This is a genomic window from Terrabacter sp. Soil811, assembly GCF_001429655.1.
Taxonomy (GTDB): Bacteria; Actinomycetota; Actinomycetes; order Actinomycetales; family Dermatophilaceae; genus Terrabacter.
The window spans coordinates 885,858-904,941 of the sequence record NZ_LMSX01000008.1; the positions used below are offsets into that span (position 1 = coordinate 885,858).

General features: G+C 71.4%; 18 protein-coding genes. 14 read left to right on the forward strand and 4 right to left on the reverse strand.

Annotated features, from left to right (window positions below; translation table 11 throughout):
- Positions 1-40: 40 nt before the first annotated feature.
- The 4 genes from dop (at position 41) to prcA (ending at position 3,939) form a co-directional block, all read left to right on the forward strand.
- Positions 41-1,561, forward strand: coding sequence for a depupylase/deamidase Dop (gene dop / locus ASH01_RS14495; RefSeq protein WP_056777008.1), 1,521 nt, complete (start codon positions 41-43; stop codon positions 1,559-1,561).
- 532 nt (positions 1,562-2,093) lie between these two features.
- Positions 2,094-2,300 (forward strand): ubiquitin-like protein Pup, encoded by a 207-nt coding sequence (locus tag ASH01_RS14500; RefSeq protein WP_056756869.1) that lies wholly within the window; start codon positions 2,094-2,096, stop codon positions 2,298-2,300.
- Positions 2,297-3,130 carry a proteasome subunit beta gene (gene prcB, locus ASH01_RS14505; RefSeq protein WP_056777011.1) on the forward strand — a complete coding sequence of 278 codons (834 nt, stop codon included), beginning with the start codon at positions 2,297-2,299 and terminating at the stop codon, positions 3,128-3,130. The genes ASH01_RS14500 and prcB overlap by 4 nt, the downstream gene beginning before the upstream one ends.
- Positions 3,127-3,939, forward strand: coding sequence for a proteasome subunit alpha (gene prcA / locus ASH01_RS14510; RefSeq protein ID WP_056777014.1), 813 nt, complete (start codon positions 3,127-3,129; stop codon positions 3,937-3,939). The genes prcB and prcA overlap by 4 nt, the downstream gene beginning before the upstream one ends.
- A 113-nt stretch (positions 3,940-4,052) precedes the next feature.
- Here the strand turns inward: prcA and ASH01_RS14515 are convergent, their stop codons facing one another.
- Positions 4,053-5,279: a hypothetical protein gene (locus ASH01_RS14515; RefSeq protein ID WP_056777017.1), complete on the reverse strand. Its 1,227-nt coding sequence runs from the start codon at positions 5,277-5,279 to the stop codon at positions 4,053-4,055.
- Between the two features lie 296 nt (positions 5,280-5,575).
- Between ASH01_RS14515 and pafA the strand changes: the two genes are divergently transcribed.
- The 3 genes from pafA (at position 5,576) to ASH01_RS14530 (ending at position 8,539) form a co-directional block, all read left to right on the forward strand.
- The gene (gene pafA, locus ASH01_RS14520; RefSeq protein ID WP_056777019.1) at positions 5,576-6,967 is read left to right on the forward strand and encodes a Pup--protein ligase; all 1,392 of its coding nucleotides are present in this window, start codon (positions 5,576-5,578) and stop codon (positions 6,965-6,967) included.
- A gap of 134 nt (positions 6,968-7,101) precedes the next feature.
- A complete protein-coding gene (locus ASH01_RS14525) occupies positions 7,102-8,097 on the forward strand; it encodes an FKBP-type peptidyl-prolyl cis-trans isomerase (RefSeq protein ID WP_056777022.1) in 996 nt (331 codons plus the stop codon).
- Positions 8,098-8,152: 55 nt separating this feature from the next.
- The gene (locus ASH01_RS14530; RefSeq protein WP_020144225.1) at positions 8,153-8,539 is read left to right on the forward strand and encodes an FKBP-type peptidyl-prolyl cis-trans isomerase; all 387 of its coding nucleotides are present in this window, start codon (positions 8,153-8,155) and stop codon (positions 8,537-8,539) included.
- 85 nt (positions 8,540-8,624) lie between these two features.
- On the opposite strand, the gene ASH01_RS14535 is transcribed toward ASH01_RS14530, so the two are convergent.
- Entirely contained in the window at positions 8,625-9,737 is a 1,113-nt protein-coding gene (locus tag ASH01_RS14535) for a DUF3866 family protein (RefSeq protein ID WP_056777024.1), read from the reverse strand.
- A gap of 78 nt (positions 9,738-9,815) precedes the next feature.
- Between ASH01_RS14535 and ASH01_RS14540 the strand changes: the two genes are divergently transcribed.
- From ASH01_RS14540 to ASH01_RS14570, 7 genes are all read left to right on the forward strand, one after another.
- Entirely contained in the window at positions 9,816-10,847 is a 1,032-nt protein-coding gene (locus ASH01_RS14540; RefSeq protein WP_056777028.1) for a helix-turn-helix transcriptional regulator, read from the forward strand.
- Positions 10,844-11,836, forward strand: coding sequence for a helix-turn-helix transcriptional regulator (locus ASH01_RS14545; protein WP_056777031.1), 993 nt, complete (start codon positions 10,844-10,846; stop codon positions 11,834-11,836). Before ASH01_RS14540 ends, ASH01_RS14545 begins: the two co-directional genes overlap by 4 nt.
- Positions 11,837-12,040: 204 nt before the next feature.
- Positions 12,041-12,406, forward strand: a complete 366-nt coding sequence (gene tatA, locus ASH01_RS14550; protein WP_056777035.1) for a Sec-independent protein translocase subunit TatA — start codon at positions 12,041-12,043, stop codon at positions 12,404-12,406.
- Between the two features lie 39 nt (positions 12,407-12,445).
- Positions 12,446-13,252 carry a twin-arginine translocase subunit TatC gene (gene tatC / locus ASH01_RS14555; RefSeq protein ID WP_235508651.1) on the forward strand — a complete coding sequence of 269 codons (807 nt, stop codon included), beginning with the start codon at positions 12,446-12,448 and terminating at the stop codon, positions 13,250-13,252.
- A gap of 9 nt (positions 13,253-13,261) precedes the next feature.
- Positions 13,262-14,167: a diacylglycerol kinase gene (locus tag ASH01_RS14560; protein WP_056777040.1), complete on the forward strand. Its 906-nt coding sequence runs from the start codon at positions 13,262-13,264 to the stop codon at positions 14,165-14,167.
- Positions 14,164-17,043 carry a DEAD/DEAH box helicase gene (locus tag ASH01_RS14565; RefSeq protein WP_056777043.1) on the forward strand — a complete coding sequence of 960 codons (2,880 nt, stop codon included), beginning with the start codon at positions 14,164-14,166 and terminating at the stop codon, positions 17,041-17,043. Before ASH01_RS14560 ends, ASH01_RS14565 begins: the two co-directional genes overlap by 4 nt.
- A 235-nt stretch (positions 17,044-17,278) precedes the next feature.
- On the forward strand, positions 17,279-17,479 hold the full coding sequence (locus ASH01_RS14570) for a cold-shock protein (protein ID WP_020144233.1): 201 nt from the start codon (positions 17,279-17,281) through the stop codon (positions 17,477-17,479).
- 208 nt (positions 17,480-17,687) lie between these two features.
- Here ASH01_RS14570 and ASH01_RS14575 read toward each other — a convergent pair whose 3' ends face one another.
- On the reverse strand, positions 17,688-17,912 hold the full coding sequence (locus ASH01_RS14575; RefSeq protein WP_056777046.1) for a hypothetical protein: 225 nt from the start codon (positions 17,910-17,912) through the stop codon (positions 17,688-17,690).
- A 131-nt stretch (positions 17,913-18,043) separates the two neighbouring features.
- Positions 18,044-18,985 carry a 5'-3' exonuclease gene (locus ASH01_RS14580; protein ID WP_056777049.1) on the reverse strand — a complete coding sequence of 314 codons (942 nt, stop codon included), beginning with the start codon at positions 18,983-18,985 and terminating at the stop codon, positions 18,044-18,046.
- Between the last annotated feature and the right edge of the window lie 99 nt (positions 18,986-19,084).

Consider the following 19,084-nt stretch of genomic DNA (forward strand, 5'->3'; position numbering starts at 1 on the left):
CGGACGCGGCGCGCGCGGTCGGGACGGTTATCGTCGGGCCATGACGGTGCGGCGGATCATGGGGCTCGAGACCGAGTACGGCATCTCCGTGCCCGGCGACCCGATGGCCAACCCGATGTTTCTGTCGGGCCAGGTCATCAGCGTCTACGCCGCCGCGCAGGGGATCCGGTCCAACCAGTCGAGCTGGGACTACGCCTTCGAGGACCCGCTGCGCGACGCGCGCGGCTGGCAGCTCGACCGGCAGACCGCCGACCCGAGCCAGCTGACCGACATCGAGGACCCGACGCTGGCCAACGTCGTGCTGACCAACGGCGCCCGCTACTACGTCGACCACGCCCACCCCGAGTACAGCTCTCCCGAGGTCACCCTGCCGCGCGACGCCGTGACCTGGGACCGGGCGGGTGACGCGATCGCGCTCGAGTCGGTGCGCCTGCTCGCCGGTCGTCCCGGGCAGCCGCCGGTCAACCTCTACAAGAACAACGCCGACGGCAAGGGCCAGTCCTACGGCACGCACGAGAACTACCTCATGCCACGGCGCACCGCGTTCCCCGACATCGTGCGGCACCTCATCCCGTTCTTCGTGACGCGTCAGGTCGTCTGCGGTGCCGGCCGGGTCGGGATCGGCGTCGACAGCAGGGGAGCGGGCTACCAGATCTCCCAGCGCGCCGACTTCTTCGAGACCGAGGTCGGCCTCGAGACGACCCTCAAGCGCCCGATCATCAACACCCGCGACGAGCCCCACGCCGTGGCCGACCGCTACCGGCGCCTCCACGTCATCATCGGCGACGCGAACCACCTCGACGTCGCGACCCTGCTCAAGACCGGCACGACGTCGCTCGTGCTCGGGATGATCGAGGACGGCCACCTCACCGAGGACTGGTCGGTCCGCCGACCGGTCGCCGCACTCCAGACCGTCTCGCACGACCCGACGCTCATCGCGACCGTCGAGCTCGTCGACGGACGCAGCGTCACGGCGCTCGACCTCCAGTGGATGTACCTCGAGGCCGCCCGCGTCTGGCTCGACCGGCGCGGCGACGACCCCGAGGCCGAGGCGACCTCCGAGGTCATGGCCCTGTGGGAGGAGGTCCTCACCGGTCTCGGGCGCGACGTCATGTCGTGTGCGCCCCTGCTCGACTGGGTCGCCAAGCTGCAGCTCCTCGAGGGCTACCGGGCCCGTGACGGCCTCGCCTGGGACGACCACCGACTTGCGGCCATCGACATCCAGTGGGCTGACGTGCGCCCCGAGAAGGGGCTCGTGCACCGGCTGCGTGACCGCGGGCTGCTCCGTGACCTCGTGACGCCCGAGGAGGTCAAGGCGGCCCAGACGACGCCACCGGAGGACACCCGCGCGTGGTTCCGTGGCGAGTGCGTCCGCCGCTTCACCGGCCAGGTCTTCTCGGCCAGCTGGGACTCGGTCGTCTTCGACGTGCCGGGTCGGGCCAGTCTGCAGCGGGTCCCCATCCTCGAGCCGGAGCGCGGCACCCGGGCGCAGGTCGGCACGCTGCTCGAGCAGAGCGCCGACGTGGGCGAGCTGCTCCGCGGCCTGGCCACGCCCGAGTAGGCAACGCCACGGCCTACTCGGCCCTGCGCACCCCAGCGTGCACGAGCGCCTCCACGGCGCGGTCCACGAGACCGGCAGCCTCGGATACGGTCCGTGCTCGCGCAGGGCCGCGGCGAGGAGCTCACCGCGCCCGGCCCTGCCGGCCGCGGCGTCCCACAGCGTGAGCCCGGGGGGGCCCAGCCGGACCCGGTCGGTCCCGACGGTCGAGGACGTCGAGCGGCCGCAGTCGCGCCGGCTCCCGTGTGCGCGGGCGTCGCGGCCGAGCAGCACGACCGCCCGCAGTCTCAGCCCCTCAAGGGGCGGTGCCAGTCCGATCTCGTCCGGGCCCACCCCGTGTGTCCTGGAGACATCTCGCCGAGCGGTTGCCGACCGTGTCGGTCGGCGCCGTCCGCCGGTGGCCGTCGGTTCCCGGGCGCCGTCGTGAGCAGCGCCGGGGGAGAGGCGCGTCCACCGTCGGCGGTGGGTGCTCGGACCGCGGGGCGCACACGGGTTAGGGTCGGGGGACGAGGTCGTTCACGTCTGGGAGGTAGCCATGCCGGGTCAGGAGCACGTCAAGCCGCAGCGTCGTGACGAGGAGCCGCCGGAGACACCGGAGGCACCGCCGACCGCGCCCGCCGGCGCTGCCGTCAAGGAGGGCCTGTCCGACGACATCGACAGCGTTCTCGACGAGATCGACGGTGTCCTCGAGTCGAACGCCGAGGAGTTCGTCCGCGGTTTCGTGCAGAAGGGCGGCCAGTGACCCAGTGGTCCCCGGGGCGGCCTCGGCGGCTCGACGACGCCTTCCTCAGCGCGGGGTCCTCGTCGTTCAGCGAGTTCGTCTCCGCCTACCGTCCTGAGCTGCTGCCTTCGGGTCGGCGCCTGCCGTCCGGGGCGAGCATCGAGGCGCCGCACGGCACGACCATCGTCTCGCTGCTCTTCGACGGGGGAGTCGTCATGGCCGGCGACCGCCGCGCCACGATGGGCAACGTCATCGCCAACCGGGACATGGAGAAGGTCTTCGCCGCCGACGACTACAGCGTCGTCGGGATCGCCGGCACGGCCGGGATCGCGATCGAGCTCGTCCGGCTCTACCAGGTCGAGCTCGAGCACTACGAGAAGATCGAGGGCGCCATCATGTCGCTCGAGGGCAAGGCCAACCGACTCGCCTCGATGATCCGGGGCAACCTCTCCCTCGCCATGCAGGGCCTCACCGTGGTCCCGACCTATGCCGGCTTCGACCTCGAGTCGGCCACCGGGCGGATCTACTCCTACGACGTCACAGGCGGCTGCTACATCGAGGGTGGTCACCACTCGACCGGCTCGGGATCCGTCTTCGCCCGCGGCGCCCTCAAGAAGCTGTGGCGGCCGGGTCTCGAGGAGCAGCAGGCGGTGTCGGTCGCCATCGAGGCGCTCTACGACGCCGCCGACGACGACTCCGCCACCGGTGGCCCCGACCTCGGCCGCCAGATCTGGCCGACCGTCGCCGTGGTGGACCACTCCGGCGCCCGGTTCGTCGCGTCCGACGTCCTCGAGGGACACGTGCAGCGCGTCGTGGCCGCCCGTCGCGACAACCCGGGAGGCGCCCGATGAGCATGCCGTTCTACGTCCCGCCCGAGCAGGTCATGAAGGACCGGGCCGACTTCGCGCGCAAGGGGATCGCGCGTGGACGCTCGGTCATCGTCGTCGGCTACGACCGGGGCATCGCGTTCGTCGCCGAGAACCCCTCGCGAGCCCTGCACAAGGTGTCGGAGATCTACGACCGCATCGCCTTCGCCGCGGTCGGTCGCTACAACGAGTTCGAGAGCCTGCGGGTCGCCGGCATCCGCTATGCCGACCTGCGCGGCTACTCCTACGACCGCACCGACGTCACGGCTCGGGCCCTCGCCAACACGTACGCCCAGACGCTCGGGGCAGTGTTCACCCAGGAGTCCAAGCCGTTCGAGATCGAGATCGTCGTGGCCGAGGTCGGGGTCGACAGCGACACCGACCAGATCTTCCGGCTCACCTACGACGGGTCGGTCGCCGACGAGCAGGGCTTCGTGGCGATGGGCGGCGCCAGCGACGCCGCCGAGGAGCGTCTCGGCACGGGCTGGCGGCCGGGCATGACCCTGGCCGAGGTCCTGCGACTGGCCGTCGACGTGCTCGGTGCCGGCGAGAACGGCGAGCGCCGCGCCCTCGACGAGGGCCAGCTCGAGGTGGCGGTGCTCGACCGCGACCGTCCCCGGCGCTCGTTCCGGCGCATCGTCGGTCCGCTGCTGACGCGGTTGCTCGTCGAGGCGCCTGGGGCCGTTGAGGCCACCGCCGGTCCGGGGTCGACGGAGACCGTTGCGGGAGAGGGTGGTTCGGCGAGCTCGGCGAGCCCCGCGGACGGTCCCGGATCCCCGACACCGCCTTCCTGACGAGCCGGCAATCGCACCGAGGTGCACACGACGAAGGCCGCCCACCGAGATGGTGGGCGGCCTTCGTGTCGCGCGGTGTGCAGTGACCCCGGCTCTGGGGCCACCACGGTGCGTCAGCGGCGCTGCGCGCCGACCCGGTCGCTCGAGGCGCTGCGCTGGTAGTACGACGACTGGTCCGAGCCGTACGACGAGCTCTCGCCCGCTGCGTCGTCCTGCTCCTCGTCGCCCTGCTCGGCGTCGGCGTCGGCCGCGGGCTGAGCGTCCTCGTCGGCCTGCTCGGCCTTCTCGGCGTCGGACGAGACAGCCTCGGGGGAGGTCTGCTCGGCGCTCTCGTCGTCGGCATCCGAGGCCTGCTGGACGGCCGGGACGGGCTGCTGGACGTCGGCCACCTGCGGCGGCTGCGCCGGCTTGTCCGGGGCGCCGAGCGTGTCCATGAGGGCACCGCCGCCGAGGGTGGCGAGCATCTGACGGACGTTGCCGAGCTGCGCGGTGATGCTGTCGCGCTGGGCCGTCGCGGCGGCGAGCTCGCGGTCGGACTCCTCACGCAGGCGTGAGGCGTGGTCGCGCGCCTCGGACACGATCTGGTCGGACTGGGCCTGGGCGTTCTCGAGCAGGCGCTCGGCCCTGGCGCGCATCTCGTGCGCGTCGTGCTCGGCACGCTCGGTCAGCTGACGCAGGCGGGACTCGCTCTCGTTGAGCGCGGCCTCCTGCTGCTGGCGACGAGCCTCGAACTCGGCGTCGGCCGACTCACGGCGCGCAGCGAGCTTGACCTCGAGCTCGGCGGACGCGGTGGAGGCCTTGAGGCGGTGCGACTCGTACTCCGCCGCGGCCTCCTGCCGCTGGGCCGCGGTGACGCTCTGGGCCTCGGCAACGATGGCCTGAGCCTCGCGGTTGGCCTGCGCGATGATGCGGACGGCCTCCTCGTCGGCGCGGGCGCGAGCCTGCTCGGCGTAGGTCGCGGTCGTCGCCTTGAGCTCGGAGGCGGCCCGGTTGGCGCGCTCGCGGATCTCGTCGGCCTCGCCGTTGGCCCGGGTGCGCATCTCGCCGGCCTCCTGGTCGGCGAGCGCCAGGATCTGGGCGATGCGCTCACCGAGGTCGGCGAACGTCTGGGCCGGGGCGGGCGAGCTGTTCTTCTTGAGGTCGGCCATGACCCGCGACTGCTGACCCAGCTGTCCCCGGAGGTCGGTGAGGGCGGCGTTGAGCTTGGTCAGCTCGACGCTCCGCTCGGCGGCATCCTTCTTGGCCGCCTGCAGGGTGCGGTTCTGCGACTCGATGAAGGAGTCAACCTCTTCGGGCTCGTAGCCGCGGCGGGAGAACTTGAAGTGCGGTCTGTCGATCATTTCCGTCCAATGCAGGGGATCGTGGAGGGGTACGGCAAGAGGGGACAGCGGCCATTGTGACAGCCACACCAGACTGACTATCACAGACGTCGGCCTGTGGGACACCGTGCCGGAACGATCGTCGCGACACCGAGACACGGACCGGCCCCGCGCCCGTCGGAACCCCCTGGGAGGGTCGTGTCGGCGCCTCGGGCGGGTGGCTCGGCAGGTCTGCTCGCGCCCGGATGGGCGCGAGCAGCCGCGCCGACGGGTGGTCGTGCCCGACGGCCGCGGGACCCGCCGCCTAGAGTTGGTTCATGGAGCGGCGGATCTTCGGGATCGAGAACGAGTACGGCGTCACCTGCACCACGCAGGGCCAGCGTCGGCTGACTCCGGACGAGGTCGCCCGCTACCTCTTCCGCCGCGTCGTCGCCTGGGGCCGGTCGAGCAACGTCTTCCTCGGCAACGGCGCCCGGCTCTACCTCGACGTGGGGTCCCACCCGGAGTACGCCACCGCCGAGTGCGACTCGGTGCGCGAGCTCGTCATCCAGGACAAGGCGGGGGAGCGCATCCTCGAGGGCCTCGTCGAGGACGCCCAGGGCAGGCTGCGTGACGACGGCGTCGAGGGCGAGATCTTCGTCTTCAAGAACAACACCGACTCCGCCGGCAACTCCTACGGCTGCCACGAGAACTACTGCTACGGCCGGTCGGGCGACTTCCAGCGCGTCTCCGACATGTTCATCCCGTTCCTCATCAGCCGTCAGATCACGTGCGGCGCCGGCAAGGTCGTCGCCACCGCGCACGGGGCGAGCTTCGCCGTGAGCCAGCGCGCCGACCACATCTGGGAGGGCGTGTCGTCGGCCACGACCCGGAGCCGGCCCATCATCAACACCCGGGACGAGCCGCACGCCGATGCCGAGAAGTACCGCCGCCTGCACGTCATCGTCGGCGACTCCAACATGTCCGAGACGACCAACCTGCTCAAGGTGGGCAGTGCCGACCTCGTCCTGCGGATGATCGAGTCGGGCGTCGTCATGCGCGATCTCTCCATGGAGAACCCCATCCGCGCGATCCGGACGATGAGCCACGACCCGACGGGACGGGCCACCGTCCGGCTCGCCAACGGCCGCGAGCTGTCGGCCCTCGACATGCAGCGCGAGTACCTCGACAAGGCCATCGAGTTCGTCGACCGCGAAGGCATGGACAGCCCCGACACGAAGCAGGTCATCGACCTGTGGGGCCGGGCCCTCGACGCCATCGGGTCGGGTGACCTCGCCGCGATCGACACCGAGATCGACTGGGTCATCAAGTACCGCCTCATCGAGCGCTACCGCGCCAAGCACGGGCTCGCGCTCACCGACGCGCGGATCCAGCAGATCGACCTCGCCTACCACGACATCAACCGGCGACGCGGCCTCTTCTACCTGCTCCAGCGCCACGGGCGGACGGCCCGCGTCTCCTCCGACGTCGAGATCTTCGAGGCGAAGGTGCGCCCGCCGCAGACGACGCGGGCCAAGCTGCGCGGCGACTTCATCCGTGCCGCGCAGGCCCACGGCCGGGACTTCACGGTCGACTGGGTGCACCTCAAGCTCAACGACCAGGCGCAGCGCACCGTGCTGTGCAAGGACCCGTTCCGCTCGGTGGACGAGCGGGTCGAGCGCCTCATGGAGACCATCGACCGGTCGCCCACGATCCAGCGACCGCTCTGACCCACGGGTGCCGACCGGACCTGTGCGGACCTGTCAGTGCGCTGTGAAGCGCGCACAAGGGTGAGCGTTACAGTGGCTGGGATTTGCCCTGCGGGACCTCCACGCCCGCCCGCCCCGACCGAAAGTCTTCCCCTGTGCGCCCCAACCGTCCGGCCGCTCGCACGGCCGTTGCCCTGATCGCTGCCCTCGGCCTGACCACCCTCGCCGCCTGCGGGTCCAGCTCGTCCGGCTCCTCCGGCTCCGCCACGACGACCGTCGCGGCCTCGGCTGCCCTCAAGGGCGTCACCGCCACCGGCGCCGTCGACCTCAAGACGGCCCCGAAGGTCGCCCTCGGTGCGACGCCGATCAGCTCGAAGGCCGTCGAGCACAAGGTGCTGACCCCGGGTACCGGCAAGGCCGCGACCAAGGCCGACACCGTGCGCCTGCGCGCCCAGATCTACAACGGCACGAGCGGCAAGCTCATCGACGACGGCTACGCCGCCGGCCGGTCCGCGGAGGCCTACCGCCTCGGCCGCACGGACATCGTCGCCGGCTTCACCGAGGGCCTCGTCGGTGCCACCAAGGGCGGCCGCATCGCCTTCACGATCCCGCCCGAGAAGGGCTTCGGCACCGCCGGCAACGACCAGCTCGGCGTCAAGGGCACCGACACCATCGTCGTCGTCGCCGACATCCAGGACGTCCACACGCCCCTGACGCAGGTCGACGGCACCCAGACGGCCGCACCCGCGGGCCTGCCCACCGTCGAGTTCAAGAACGGCCCGACCAAGGAGCCCACCGTCACGGTGCCCAAGACGACGGCCCCGACGACGACGCAGCAGGCCACGCTCATCCAGGGCACCGGCGCGACGGTCCAGAAGGGCCAGACCATCAGCGCCCAGTACCACGGCGTCCTCTGGAAGGACGGCAGCGTCTTCGACTCCTCGTGGCAGCGTGGCGCGGCCGCGGACTTCCCGATCGGCGTCGGCGGCGTCATCCCCGGTTGGGACAAGACGCTCGTGGGCAAGAAGGTGGGTAGCCGCGTGCTGCTCGTCATCCCGCCGGCGGACGGCTACGGCAAGGCCGGCAGCGCGCCCAAGATCTCCGGCACCGACACGCTCGTCTTCGTCGTCGACATCCTCGACGCGTACTGACCGCGGTACCGACCGCACCACCGACCGAGTTCACCGACGAAAGGGAACACGCAGCATGGCACTCGACCCGAACCGCACGAAGCCCGAGATCGACTTCCCGGAGGGTGACGCGCCCGCCGACCTCGTCGTCGAGGACCTCATCGAGGGTGACGGCCGCGAGGCGAAGGCCGGTGACACGGTCAGCGCGCACTACGTCGGCGTCGCGCACTCGACGGGCGAGGAGTTCGACTCGTCCTGGAACCGCGGCAGCGCCCTCGACTTCCGTCTCGGCGTCGGCATGGTCATCCCCGGCTGGGACAAGGGCATCGAGGGCATGAAGGTCGGCGGTCGGCGCAAGCTGACGATCCCGGCCCACCTCGCCTACGGCGAGCGTGGCGCGGGCGCTGCCATCAAGCCCGGTGAGACGCTGATCTTCGTCGTCGACCTCGACGACGTCAGATAGCACTGGCTCGCTTCGCTCGCCGGGCTCGGCGCGCCTGACGTCACGCCTTCCCTCCTCGACTCGCTCGCTGCGCTCGCATCGCTCGTCAGTCCAGGCGGGACGCGCGCCGAACCAGCCCGGCGGCATACCGCCCCGCGACGGCCGCGCCGAGAAATCCGGCGCGGTCGTCGTCGTATCCGCGCCCCATCGTGCGCAGCGGCACCGGTGTGTCGCGCAGCGCCGCGTCGAGCCCGTCGGTCGCCACCTCGTGGAGCGTCAGCCGTCCCCGGCTCGAGGCGCACAGGGCCCGGGCCTGCTCGAGCACCCGCACGCCCACCTCGCCGGGTAGCAGGGGCACGGGCACGTCGCCGGGCACGAGCGACACGCGGCCGTATGCCGTCAGGCTGTGGTGCGAGACCCCGCGGTGCCGCTCGCGCGGGTCGGCCTCCGAGATCCGCAGGGAGCAGACAGGGCGGCCGCCGAGGGTCCCCGCGGCGTTGACGGCCTCGCCTGCCGACGTGCCGGAGAAGCCCCACCGCGTGCCCGTGCCGAGATTGCCCGGCCCCTGCGACACGACGACGACGTCGGCGCCGACGACATGGTGCGCGGCCAGCAGGCCGGTGTGGACGTTCACCGCCTCGAGGTCGCCTCCGAAGGCCTGCCCGACCGTGATCGCCGCCTCGAGCCAGCCGGCCTCCCGCAGGCCGGCCACCGTTCGGGAGAAGTCGATGGGCAACGCGCCACCGTCGGTCATGACGTAGGCGACCCGCAGGGACGGCGCGGCGTCACGCACGCCCGCGAGCACCGCCGGCAGGGCGGAGTGGAGGTCGGCCACGACGACCGGAAGACCGTCGACGTCGTCGGCGTCGGCCAGCACGGCGTGGTGCTCGCTGTCCTGCTCGTCGACGCCGAGGACCATCGTCTGGGAGGGCGTGTAGCGCGCCTTGACGACGTGGCCCGGCACGGCCGTGACGTCGTCGACGGGACGGGGGAGCGCGTCGGGGGCGGCGACGACGATGGCCAGCCCGCCGGTGCCCAGCCCTCGCTCGAGGGCGGTCGTGTTGAGCAGCACGGCGGTCCCGGGGTTGAGGTCGCCGACGACGTCGACGTAGCCGAGCGCCCGGACGACCTCACCCGGCGGCAGCCGGACGGCATACTCGACCGCGCCCGCCCAGCGGGACCGCACCTCGACCACGACACCCCGGCGCCACTGGATCATGGGGTGACCCTATTCGATCGCATGTTCGGGTAGCGTCGGACTGCCCCCCACGCGCCGCGCCCCTTCAGGAAGGTCTCGATGAGCCCTGCGTCTGCCTCGGCCGACAAGACCGAACGGCTGCTCAACCTCATCCTCGCGCTGAAGTCCGCGCGGCGACCGGTGTCGAAGCAGAAGATCCGCGAGTCGCTGCCGGCCTACGCCGCCGCGACCTCCGACGAGGCCTTCGACCGGATGTTCGAGCGGGACAAGGACGAGCTGCGCGAGATGGGCATCCCCATCACGACGACGGTCCTCGACGTCCTCTTCGACGACGAGGTCGGCTACCGCATCGACGCGAGCGAGACCACGCTGCCGGCGATCAGCTTCGAGGCCGACGAGGTCGCCGCCCTGGCGCTGGCCGCCCGCGCGTGGTCGACGGCGAGCATCTCGGGTGCCGCGTCCGCGGGCCTGCGCAAGCTGCGCCTCTCGGGCGTCGAGATCGACGAGTCCGTGGCCGCGGGTGCCGAGCCGCGCATCCGCACCAAGGAGCCGGCCTTCGAGGCCGTCCACGCCGCGGTGTCGGCCCTGCAGCCGATCACCTTCGACTACCGCAAGAACGACGGGGAGCTGACGACCCGTCACGTTCAGCCGTGGGCGCTGAAGAACTGGCACGGACGCTGGTACCTCACCGGCTTCGACGTCGACCGTGGCGACGAACGCGCCTTCCGTCTGAGCCGCTTCGAGGGCACCGTCCGTCGCAAGGGACGTCCGGGTTCGTATGCCGTCCCGTCCGACCACGTGCCCGAGGTGGCCCTCGAGGCGCAGCTGCCCGAGCCCGAGGGCACCGCTGTCGTGCGGGTGCGGCACGGGAGGGGCCACACCCTGCGCCGGTACGCCCAGCGCACGACCGAGGTCGACGAGCGGTGGGCCGAGATCGAGGTGCCCTACCGCCGCGGCACGACCGAGCGCGACGTCGTCGCCCTCGGCACGCACGCCGTCGCCGTCTCGCCGCCCGAGCTCGTCGACGGGGTGAGGTCCGCGCTCCGGGCCGTGCTGGACGCACAGACGGTGCCGGCGGGGCAGGGTGGCCGGCCCGACGACGTTCCGGTCCGGACGGGGGAGCACGCATGAGCGCCACACGACGCACGGCGGCACGCCGCGTGCCCGAGACCGCCACGCAGCGCCTCGGTCGGCTGCTCGACATGGTCCCGTGGCTCCTCCAGCACCGGGGCGTGTCGATCGCCGAGGCGGCGCAGGAGTTCGGGGTCGACGAGCACCAGGTCGTCGAGGACCTCGAGCTGCTCTTCGTCTGCGGGACCCCCGGCTACGGCCATGCCGAGCTCATCGACGCGCAGTGGGACAGCGGCCACATCTACCTCGACAACGCCGACGACATCGCGGCCCCGATGCGCCTGACGCGTGACGAGGCCGTCACCCTGACCGCCGGACTGCAGGCCCTGGGGTCGACGCTCGTCGGCTCCGACGTCGCCGAGCGCACCCTCGGGAAGATCCGCGCCGCGGCCGCGACGACCGTCGGCGAGCCCACGGGCCGCATCGACCTCGACCTCGACGACGGGAGCCAGCACACGGCCATGGCGACCCTCAAGGGCGCCTTCGCCCGCGGTCGTCGGGTCCACCTGCGCTACTACGTCGCGACGCGTGACGAGTCGACCGAGCGTGACGTCGACATCATGCGGATCCTCAACCTCGACGCGCAGTGGTACGTCGAGGGCTACTGCCACCGCGCCGAGGACGTCCGGCTCTTCCGGCTCGACCGCATCGAGGACGCGTCGGTGCTCGACCTCGACGGCACGCCGCCCGCCGACGCCCGTCCGCGCGACCTCGACGACGTCTTCGTCCCCGGCGAGAACGACGTCACCGTCGTCATCGAGGCCAGCCGGTGGGCGGCGTGGATCGCCGACTACTACCCCAACGAGGGCGTGGAGCGCGGGCCGGACGGGTCGCTGCGGGTCACGCTCAAGGTGGCCGACCCCGCGCTCGTGCGTCGGCTCGTGCTGCGTCTCGGGGGAGAGGCGCGCGTGCTCGAGCCGCCCGAGCTCGTCGATGCCGTCGCCGTCGAGGCCCGGTCCGCGCTGGCGGCCTACGGCCCGAACGGCTGAGCACCCGACGCGCCGACGGTGTCGAGGCCGGGGAACCTGTGTCCATCAGGTGACCACGGGTGCCCACATAGCGGTCAGTTGGCCGTTCTCACGGGCGCCGCACGGTCCAGGTTCACCGGGCGCACGTATGCTGGACACCTGCAGCACCGAGGCTGCACCATGACGGTTCGGATCCGGACCGGCTTTCGACGAGGAGACGTAACCATGCCCAACCTGGGTGCCCCCGAACTCATCATCATCGCGGTCGTGCTCATCGCCCTGTTCGGCTGGAAGAAGCTCCCCGACATGGCCCGCAGCCTCGGCCGTTCCGCCCGGGTCTTCAAGTCCGAGGTGGACGAGCTGAAGAAGGACGGCAAGCCCGTCCCGAGCGACGCATCGCAGACGACCGTGCCGGGTGACGTCGTGGACGCCGATGTCGAGCGCCGCGCCACCGAGGCCCGTCTCGCCGACGCCGAGCGCCGGGCCGCCGAGGCCCGCGCCGAGGCCGACCGCCTCCGTGCCGCGACCCCGAGCCCGACGACGACGCCGACGTCGGGCGCCGACGACATCCGTCGCGACACGACGTTCTGAGTGGGTCGGATCCCGACCCCATCACACGGAGCTCCCTGAATGCCGTCACTGCGACGCCAGCGCGACCCCGAGGGGCGGATGTCGCTCGGCGATCACCTCCGTGAGCTGCGCAACCGCATCACCATCAGCGCCATCGCCATCATCATCGGCGGGGTCCTCGGCTGGATCTACTACGACCAGGTCATCAACGCCCTGACCAAGCCCCTGCGTGAGCTGCAGGTCGGTCGCGAGGGCGTCGTCAACATCAACTTCGCCGGCATGACGGACGCCTTCGCGCTCCAGCTGACGACGTCACTCTTCGTCGGGCTCATCCTCGCGTCGCCGGTGTGGCTCTTCCAGATCTGGGGCTTCATCGTCCCCGGCCTGACGAAGAAGGAGAAGCTCATCGCGCGGCTCTTCGTCGTCGCCGCGGTGCCGCTCTTCCTCGCGGGGTGCTTCTTCGCCTTCATCATGGTGCCCAAGGCCGTCGCGGTCCTGCTCGGCTTCACGCCCGAGGGCGCCTACAACCTCCAGGACGGGTCGCAGTACCTCAACTTCGTCCTGAAGTTCATCGTCGCCTTCGGCTGTGCGTTCCTGCTCCCGGTCTTCCTCGTGGCGCTCAACGTCGTGGGCGTCCTACCGGCGCAGGCGATGCTCAAGGGCTGGCGGCCGGCCGTCATGATCATCCTCGTCTTCGCGGCGATCATGACGCCCACGCCCGACGCCTACACCATGCTCTTCCTCGCCAGTCCCATGGTGCTGCTCTACTTCGCCTCCGTCGGGATCGCCTTCCTGCTCGACCGGCGCAAGCAGGAGCACAAGCCCGACTGGTTGGACGTCCCCGACGACCAGGCCTCTGCCCTGTAGCGTTCGGGTGTGTCCCAGCGTGTCGCCCTGATCGTCAACCCCACGTCGGGAAAGGGCGTCGGCCGACAGCTGGGCGAGGAGACGCGCAGGCTGCTCCACGAGGCCGGTCATGACGTCGTCGACGTGTCGGGCAGCGACTACCAGCAGGCCCGCACGCGGGCCCGCGAGGCCGTCGTCGACGGCGTCGACACGGTGGTCGTCGTCGGGGGCGACGGCATGGTCCATCTCGGCGTCAACCTCTGTGCCGGCACGACGTCGCGTCTCGCCGTCGTGGCGGCCGGCACGGGCAACGACTTCGCCCGCAACCTCGGCCTGCCGGTGCGTGACGCCCGGTCGGCGGTCGCGCTGCTCACCGAGGGGCGCACGCGCGACATCGACCTCGGTCGGGTCACCCACGGCGTGGCCGGCGAGACGTGGTTCGGTGGCGTCCTCGGCGCCGGGTTCGACGCCGTCGTCAACGCCCGCGCCCAGCGCATGACGTGGCCGCGGGGGCAGATGCGCTACAACCTCGCGGTCCTGCGTGAGCTCCCGGTCTTCCGACCGATCCCGTATGCCGTCGAGCTCGACGGTCACCGCCTCGAGACGCGGGCGATGCTCGTGGCCGTCGCCAACACGACGTCCTTCGGTGGGGGCATGCGCGTGTGTCCCGATGCCGACGTCACCGACGGCCTCTTCGACGTCATGATCGTCCACGCGCTGTCGATCCCGTCGTTCCTCCGGGTCTTCCCCAAGGTCTACTCCGGAACCCACACCACCCACCCGGCCGTCGAGATCCATCGCGCCCGGCGAGTTCGCTTGGAGGCGAGCGGTATCCAGTCACAGGCCGATGGCGAGACGTTCGCCGACCTACCGATCGACGCCGAGGTCGTGCCCGGTGCCCTGCACGTCGTGACCCCGATGGAGGTGCCCGCGTGATCGCCACGTGGCCGAGGTTCGCCGAGTTCGCCGCCCGTCTCGACTTCCCCCTCGACGACTTCCAGACCGAGGCCTGCCGGGCGGTCGAGGAGGGCCGTGGCGTCCTCGTGGCGGCACCCACCGGTGCCGGCAAGACGATCGTCGGCGAGTTCGCCGTGCACCTGGCCCTCGCGACCGGACGCAAGGCGTTCTACACGACGCCGATCAAGGCGCTGTCCAACCAGAAGTACGCCGACCTCGTGCGCGTCCACGGCGCCGATCGCGTCGGCCTGCTGACCGGTGACGCCTCGATCAACGGCGAGGCCCCCATCGTCGTCATGACGACCGAGGTCCTGCGCAACATGATGTATGCCGGGTCGACGACCCTGCGCGGGCTGGGCTGGGTCGTCATGGACGAGGTCCACTACCTCGCCGATCGTTTCCGCGGGGCGGTGTGGGAGGAGGTCATCATCCACCTGCCCCCGGACGTCAGCGTCGTGTCGCTGTCGGCGACGGTGAGCAACGCCGAGGAGTTCGGGGCCTGGCTCGGGGAGGTCCGCGGCGACACCGAGGTCATCGTCTCGGAGCACCGTCCGGTGCCGCTGTGGCAGCACATGATGGTCGGCCAGACCCTCTTCGACCTCTTCGTCGAGGAGCGCGACGGCCGCGAGGACGACGAGCACTTCGTGGCCGCACCGGGGCGCTACTCGGTGAGCGTCAACCCCGACCTCGTGCACGCCATCCGAGGCACCGAGGGTCGTGGGGCGTGGGACTCCCACTGGGTCAGCTCGCGCGGCGGTCGCGACAAGGGTCGTCCGCGTGGCAAGGGTGCGCGCGGTGGGTCCGGGGGCGGCGGCCGCGGTGGACGGGACGACTGGGCCGGGCGGGGTCGGCGCGGCACTGACGCACCCGCAGGCCGTGGGCCCGGAGGCGGCGATGGTGGCCGAGGCTTCGCCCGCGGTGGTCGACCCGGTGGCGGGGCCACCCGCGCCGAGGTCATCGAGCGCCTCGAGCGCGAGGGCCTGCTGCCTGCCATCACCTTCATCTTCAGCCGCGCGGGCTGCGACGGCGCCGTCGGGCAGCTGCTCTCGAGTGGCATGCGCCTGATCCCCGAGTCCGAGGGTGAGGCCAACCGCCGGCTCGTCGAGGAGCGCATCCAGGGCCTGGCCGAGGAGGACCTGTCGGTGCTCGGCTACTGGGACTTCGTCGACGGTCTCTCCCGTGGGTTCGCCGCCCACCACGCCGGCATGCTGCCGACGTTCCGCGAGATCGTGGAGGAGCTCTTCACCGCCGGCCGGGTCAGGGCCGTCTTCGCGACGGAGACCCTGGCCCTGGGCATCAACATGCCGGCGCGGACCGTCGTGCTCGAGAAGCTCGTGAAGTTCAACGGCGAGAACCACGTCGACATCTCGGCCGCTGAGTACACCCAGCTCACCGGGCGCGCCGGTCGCCGCGGCATCGACATCGAGGGTCATGCCGTCGTCCTCTGGAACCGTGGCCTCGACCCCGCGGCGGTCGCGGGCCTCGCGTCGACGCGCACGTACCCGCTGCGCTCGAGCTTCCGGCCGACCTACAACATGGCCGTCAACCTCGTGCGTCAGTTCGGCCGCGAGAGCGCCCGCGAGATCCTCGAGACGTCCTTCGCGCAGTTCCAGGCCGACCGTGCCGTCGTCGGCTTCGTCCGCACGGTGCGCCGGAACGAGGAGGCCCTCGCCGGCTACGCCGAGCAGATGACGTGCCACCTCGGCGACTTCTCCGAGTACGCCGCGATCCGCAACGAGATCCGCGACGTCGAGAAGGAGGGGGTCAAGGCCCGGTCCGCGTCGATGCGCACGGCCGCCGCGATCTCCTTGGAGTCGCTGAAGATCGGCGACATCGTGCGCATCCCCGCCGGACGCCACAGCGGTCTGGCCGTCGTCGTCATGCCCAACCGCGGTGGCAAGGGGGAGTCGGCCTCGCCGGCCGTCGTCACCGAGGACCACCAGCTGCGCCGGCTGACCCTGCACGACGTCCCGACGCCCCTGGAGCCGCTCGGCTCGATGCGCGTGCCCAAGCAGTTCAACGCCCGCAACCCCAAGGCCCGTCGTGACCTGGCGGCGACCCTGCGCGCGACGATGCCGCACGACCCGCCGCCGCGTCGCCGTCAGGCCGACGTCGACCCGTCGGACGACCGCGTCGACGAGCTGCGTCGGCAGATGAAGGCGCACCCGTGCCATCGCTGCCCGGACCGCGAGAACCACGCCCGTTGGGCTGAGCGCTGGTGGCGCCTCCGGCGTGAGACCGACGGCATCCAGCGCAAGATCGACGGCCGCACCAACTCCGTCGCCAAGACGTTCGACCGCATCTGCGAGCTGCTCGTCGAGATGGGCTACCTCGGCGTCGGCGGTCAGACGGTCACCGCTGACGGCGACCGCCTGCGCCAGCTCTACACCGAGAAGGACCTGCTCGCCGCCGAGTCGCTGCGCGAAGGGGTCTGGCGCCGTCTCGACCCACCGTCGCTGGCCGCCATCGTCTCGACGCTCGTGCACGAGCCGCGACGGGAGGAGACCGGGCTCACCCCCCGCTGGCCCAACGACGACGTGCGCGAGGCGTACGACCGGATGATCAGGATCTGGTCCGACCTCGAGGACGCCGAGGGCGCCCTGGCGCTGCCGCGCACGGGTATGCCGGACGGTGGCCTCGCGTGGGCCATGCACCGGTGGGCGAGCGGGCAGCGTCTCGAGGACGTGCTGCGGGGCACCGACCTCGCCGCCGGTGACTTCGTCCGCCGGTGCAAGCAGGTCATCGACCTGCTGGGCCAGCTGACCGACGCGGCGGACCCGGACCTGGCGGCGACGGCACGTCGCGCGAGTGACGGCGTGCTGCGCGGCGTCGTCGCCGCTGACCGTCTGGATTGACCGGCCGGTGCGTCGACCGGGCCTGCGGCCCAGCCTGACGATTGTCGTCGCGAGCACCGGGTCGGCTATGGTTGGGGCACCGGTCGACGTTTTTGGTGCTCGTGTCTTCACACGCTCGCAAGGAACGCCATTGCGAGCGCAACTGTTTCTTCAGGGTTTCTGGAAAGTGGTCGCGTCTCTGCCGACCGGGGGTCGCTGACAAGCAACGACTCACTTCCACCCAAAGGAGAAAAACATGGCACAGGGAACCGTCAAGTGGTTCAACTCGGAGAAGGGCTTCGGCTTCATCGCCCCGACCGAGGGTCCCGACGTCTTCGTCCACTACTCGGAGATCACGGGCAACGGCTACCGCAGCCTCGAGGAGAACCAGGCCGTCGAGTTCGACGTCGAGCAGGGCCCCAAGGGCCCGCAGGCGATGCGCGTCCGCGCTCTCTGATCGCTCGCTGATCTCGTCGGACCCACAGTCCGCACGACGAAGGCCGGTCCCCTCGGGGACCGGCCTTTCGTCATGCCGGGTTCGAGTCGTGCCGTGCCTGCCGGGCGCCTCCGAGGACCCCGACACGCCCCGATCACCCGAGCTGGGCCCGAGGGCCACGCCGGTGTGGCGGCCGAACGTGGGGGTGAGCGTCGCGCTCAGGCGGTGCTCAGAGCCGGGTCACACGCTCGAACGGGCTGTTGACGCGGACCACGCCGGACTCGAACTTCAGGGTCACCGTGGCGGGGCTGCACGAGACGACGACACCGAGTCCGTGACGCAGGTGTGAGACCCGGTCTCCGACCGAGAACTCCTCGATGTCCGGCGCAGGGGCCGGCCTGAACGGGCTGCTGGAGAGGTGGCGACGGCGGTCGGGCGTTCCATGGGTGGGCACCCTTCAGTATGCGCCTTTCCGGGGCCTGGTGGTGACCCGCGGGTAGTCCTCGGACGCTCAGGCGTGCGTCGGGCCGACCGAAAGGTGACCGTACCGTGACCGGTCGGACGGTCCGTTCCCGGTGCTCAGGGTCAGTCGATCCCGAGGGCGGAGATGACCCGGTCGAAGGACGACGTCAGGCCGTGCTCGACGGCCAGGCGTGACATCAGGGCAGGGTCGGCGACGGCCGTTGGTGCGGCAAGGTCGATGTCGGGAACGGCGGCGTCCTTGGCCACGGCCACGACGCGTGGGGCGGCGTCGAGGTAGTCGCTGGCAGCCTCGAGCCGGGCACGCTGGGCGCCCTTGATGGCGGGGTCGCCGTCAGCGATGGCGGCCCGGACGGCCTCGAGGGTGCCGTAGGTCGTGATGAGCTTGGCCGCGGTCTTCTCGCCGATGCCCGCCACGCCGGGCAGCCCGTCGCTCGTGTCACCCCGCAGGACCGCCATGTCGCCGTACGCGGGTCCGGTGGCCACGCCGTACTTCTCCGCCAGGAACGCCTCGTCGACGAGGTCGGGGGAGCGCACACCGCCGCGGGCCGTGTAGACGACGCGCACGTGGTTCGCGTCGTCGACGAGCTGGAAGAGGTCGCGGTCGCCGGTGACGATGTCGACGGGCATCCGGCCGCTGAACGCGGTGGCCAGCGTGCCGATGACGTCGTCGGCCTCGTAGCCGTCGACGCCGACCCGGGCGATGCCGAGCGCCGTCAGCGCGTCGACGATGATCGGCACCTGGACGCCGAGGGCCTCCGGAACGGTCTCGCCGGCGAGCTCGTCGGGCCCGGGCTCGGCGACCCGGTGGGCCTTGTACGACGGGATGGCCTCGACCCGGAACGCCGGGCGCCAGTCGTTGTCCCAGCACGCGACGAGGTGCGTCGGGCGACCCCGCTCGACGAGCGAGGCGATCATGTCGAGCAGCCCGCGGACCGCGTTGGTCGGCACGCCGCTCGGCCCGATCACCTCGGGCACGCCGAAGAAGGCGCGGAAGTAGAGCGACGCGGAGTCGAGCAGGAGCATCCTGGGGGCTCGGGACGGCATACGCGAGAGGGTACCGGCCCGCGACGAGAGCGCACCTTGCCGCCGCCCGGTCGGCCCACGATGATGGCGTGAGAGCGCGACCACCCGGAGCGCAGCCCA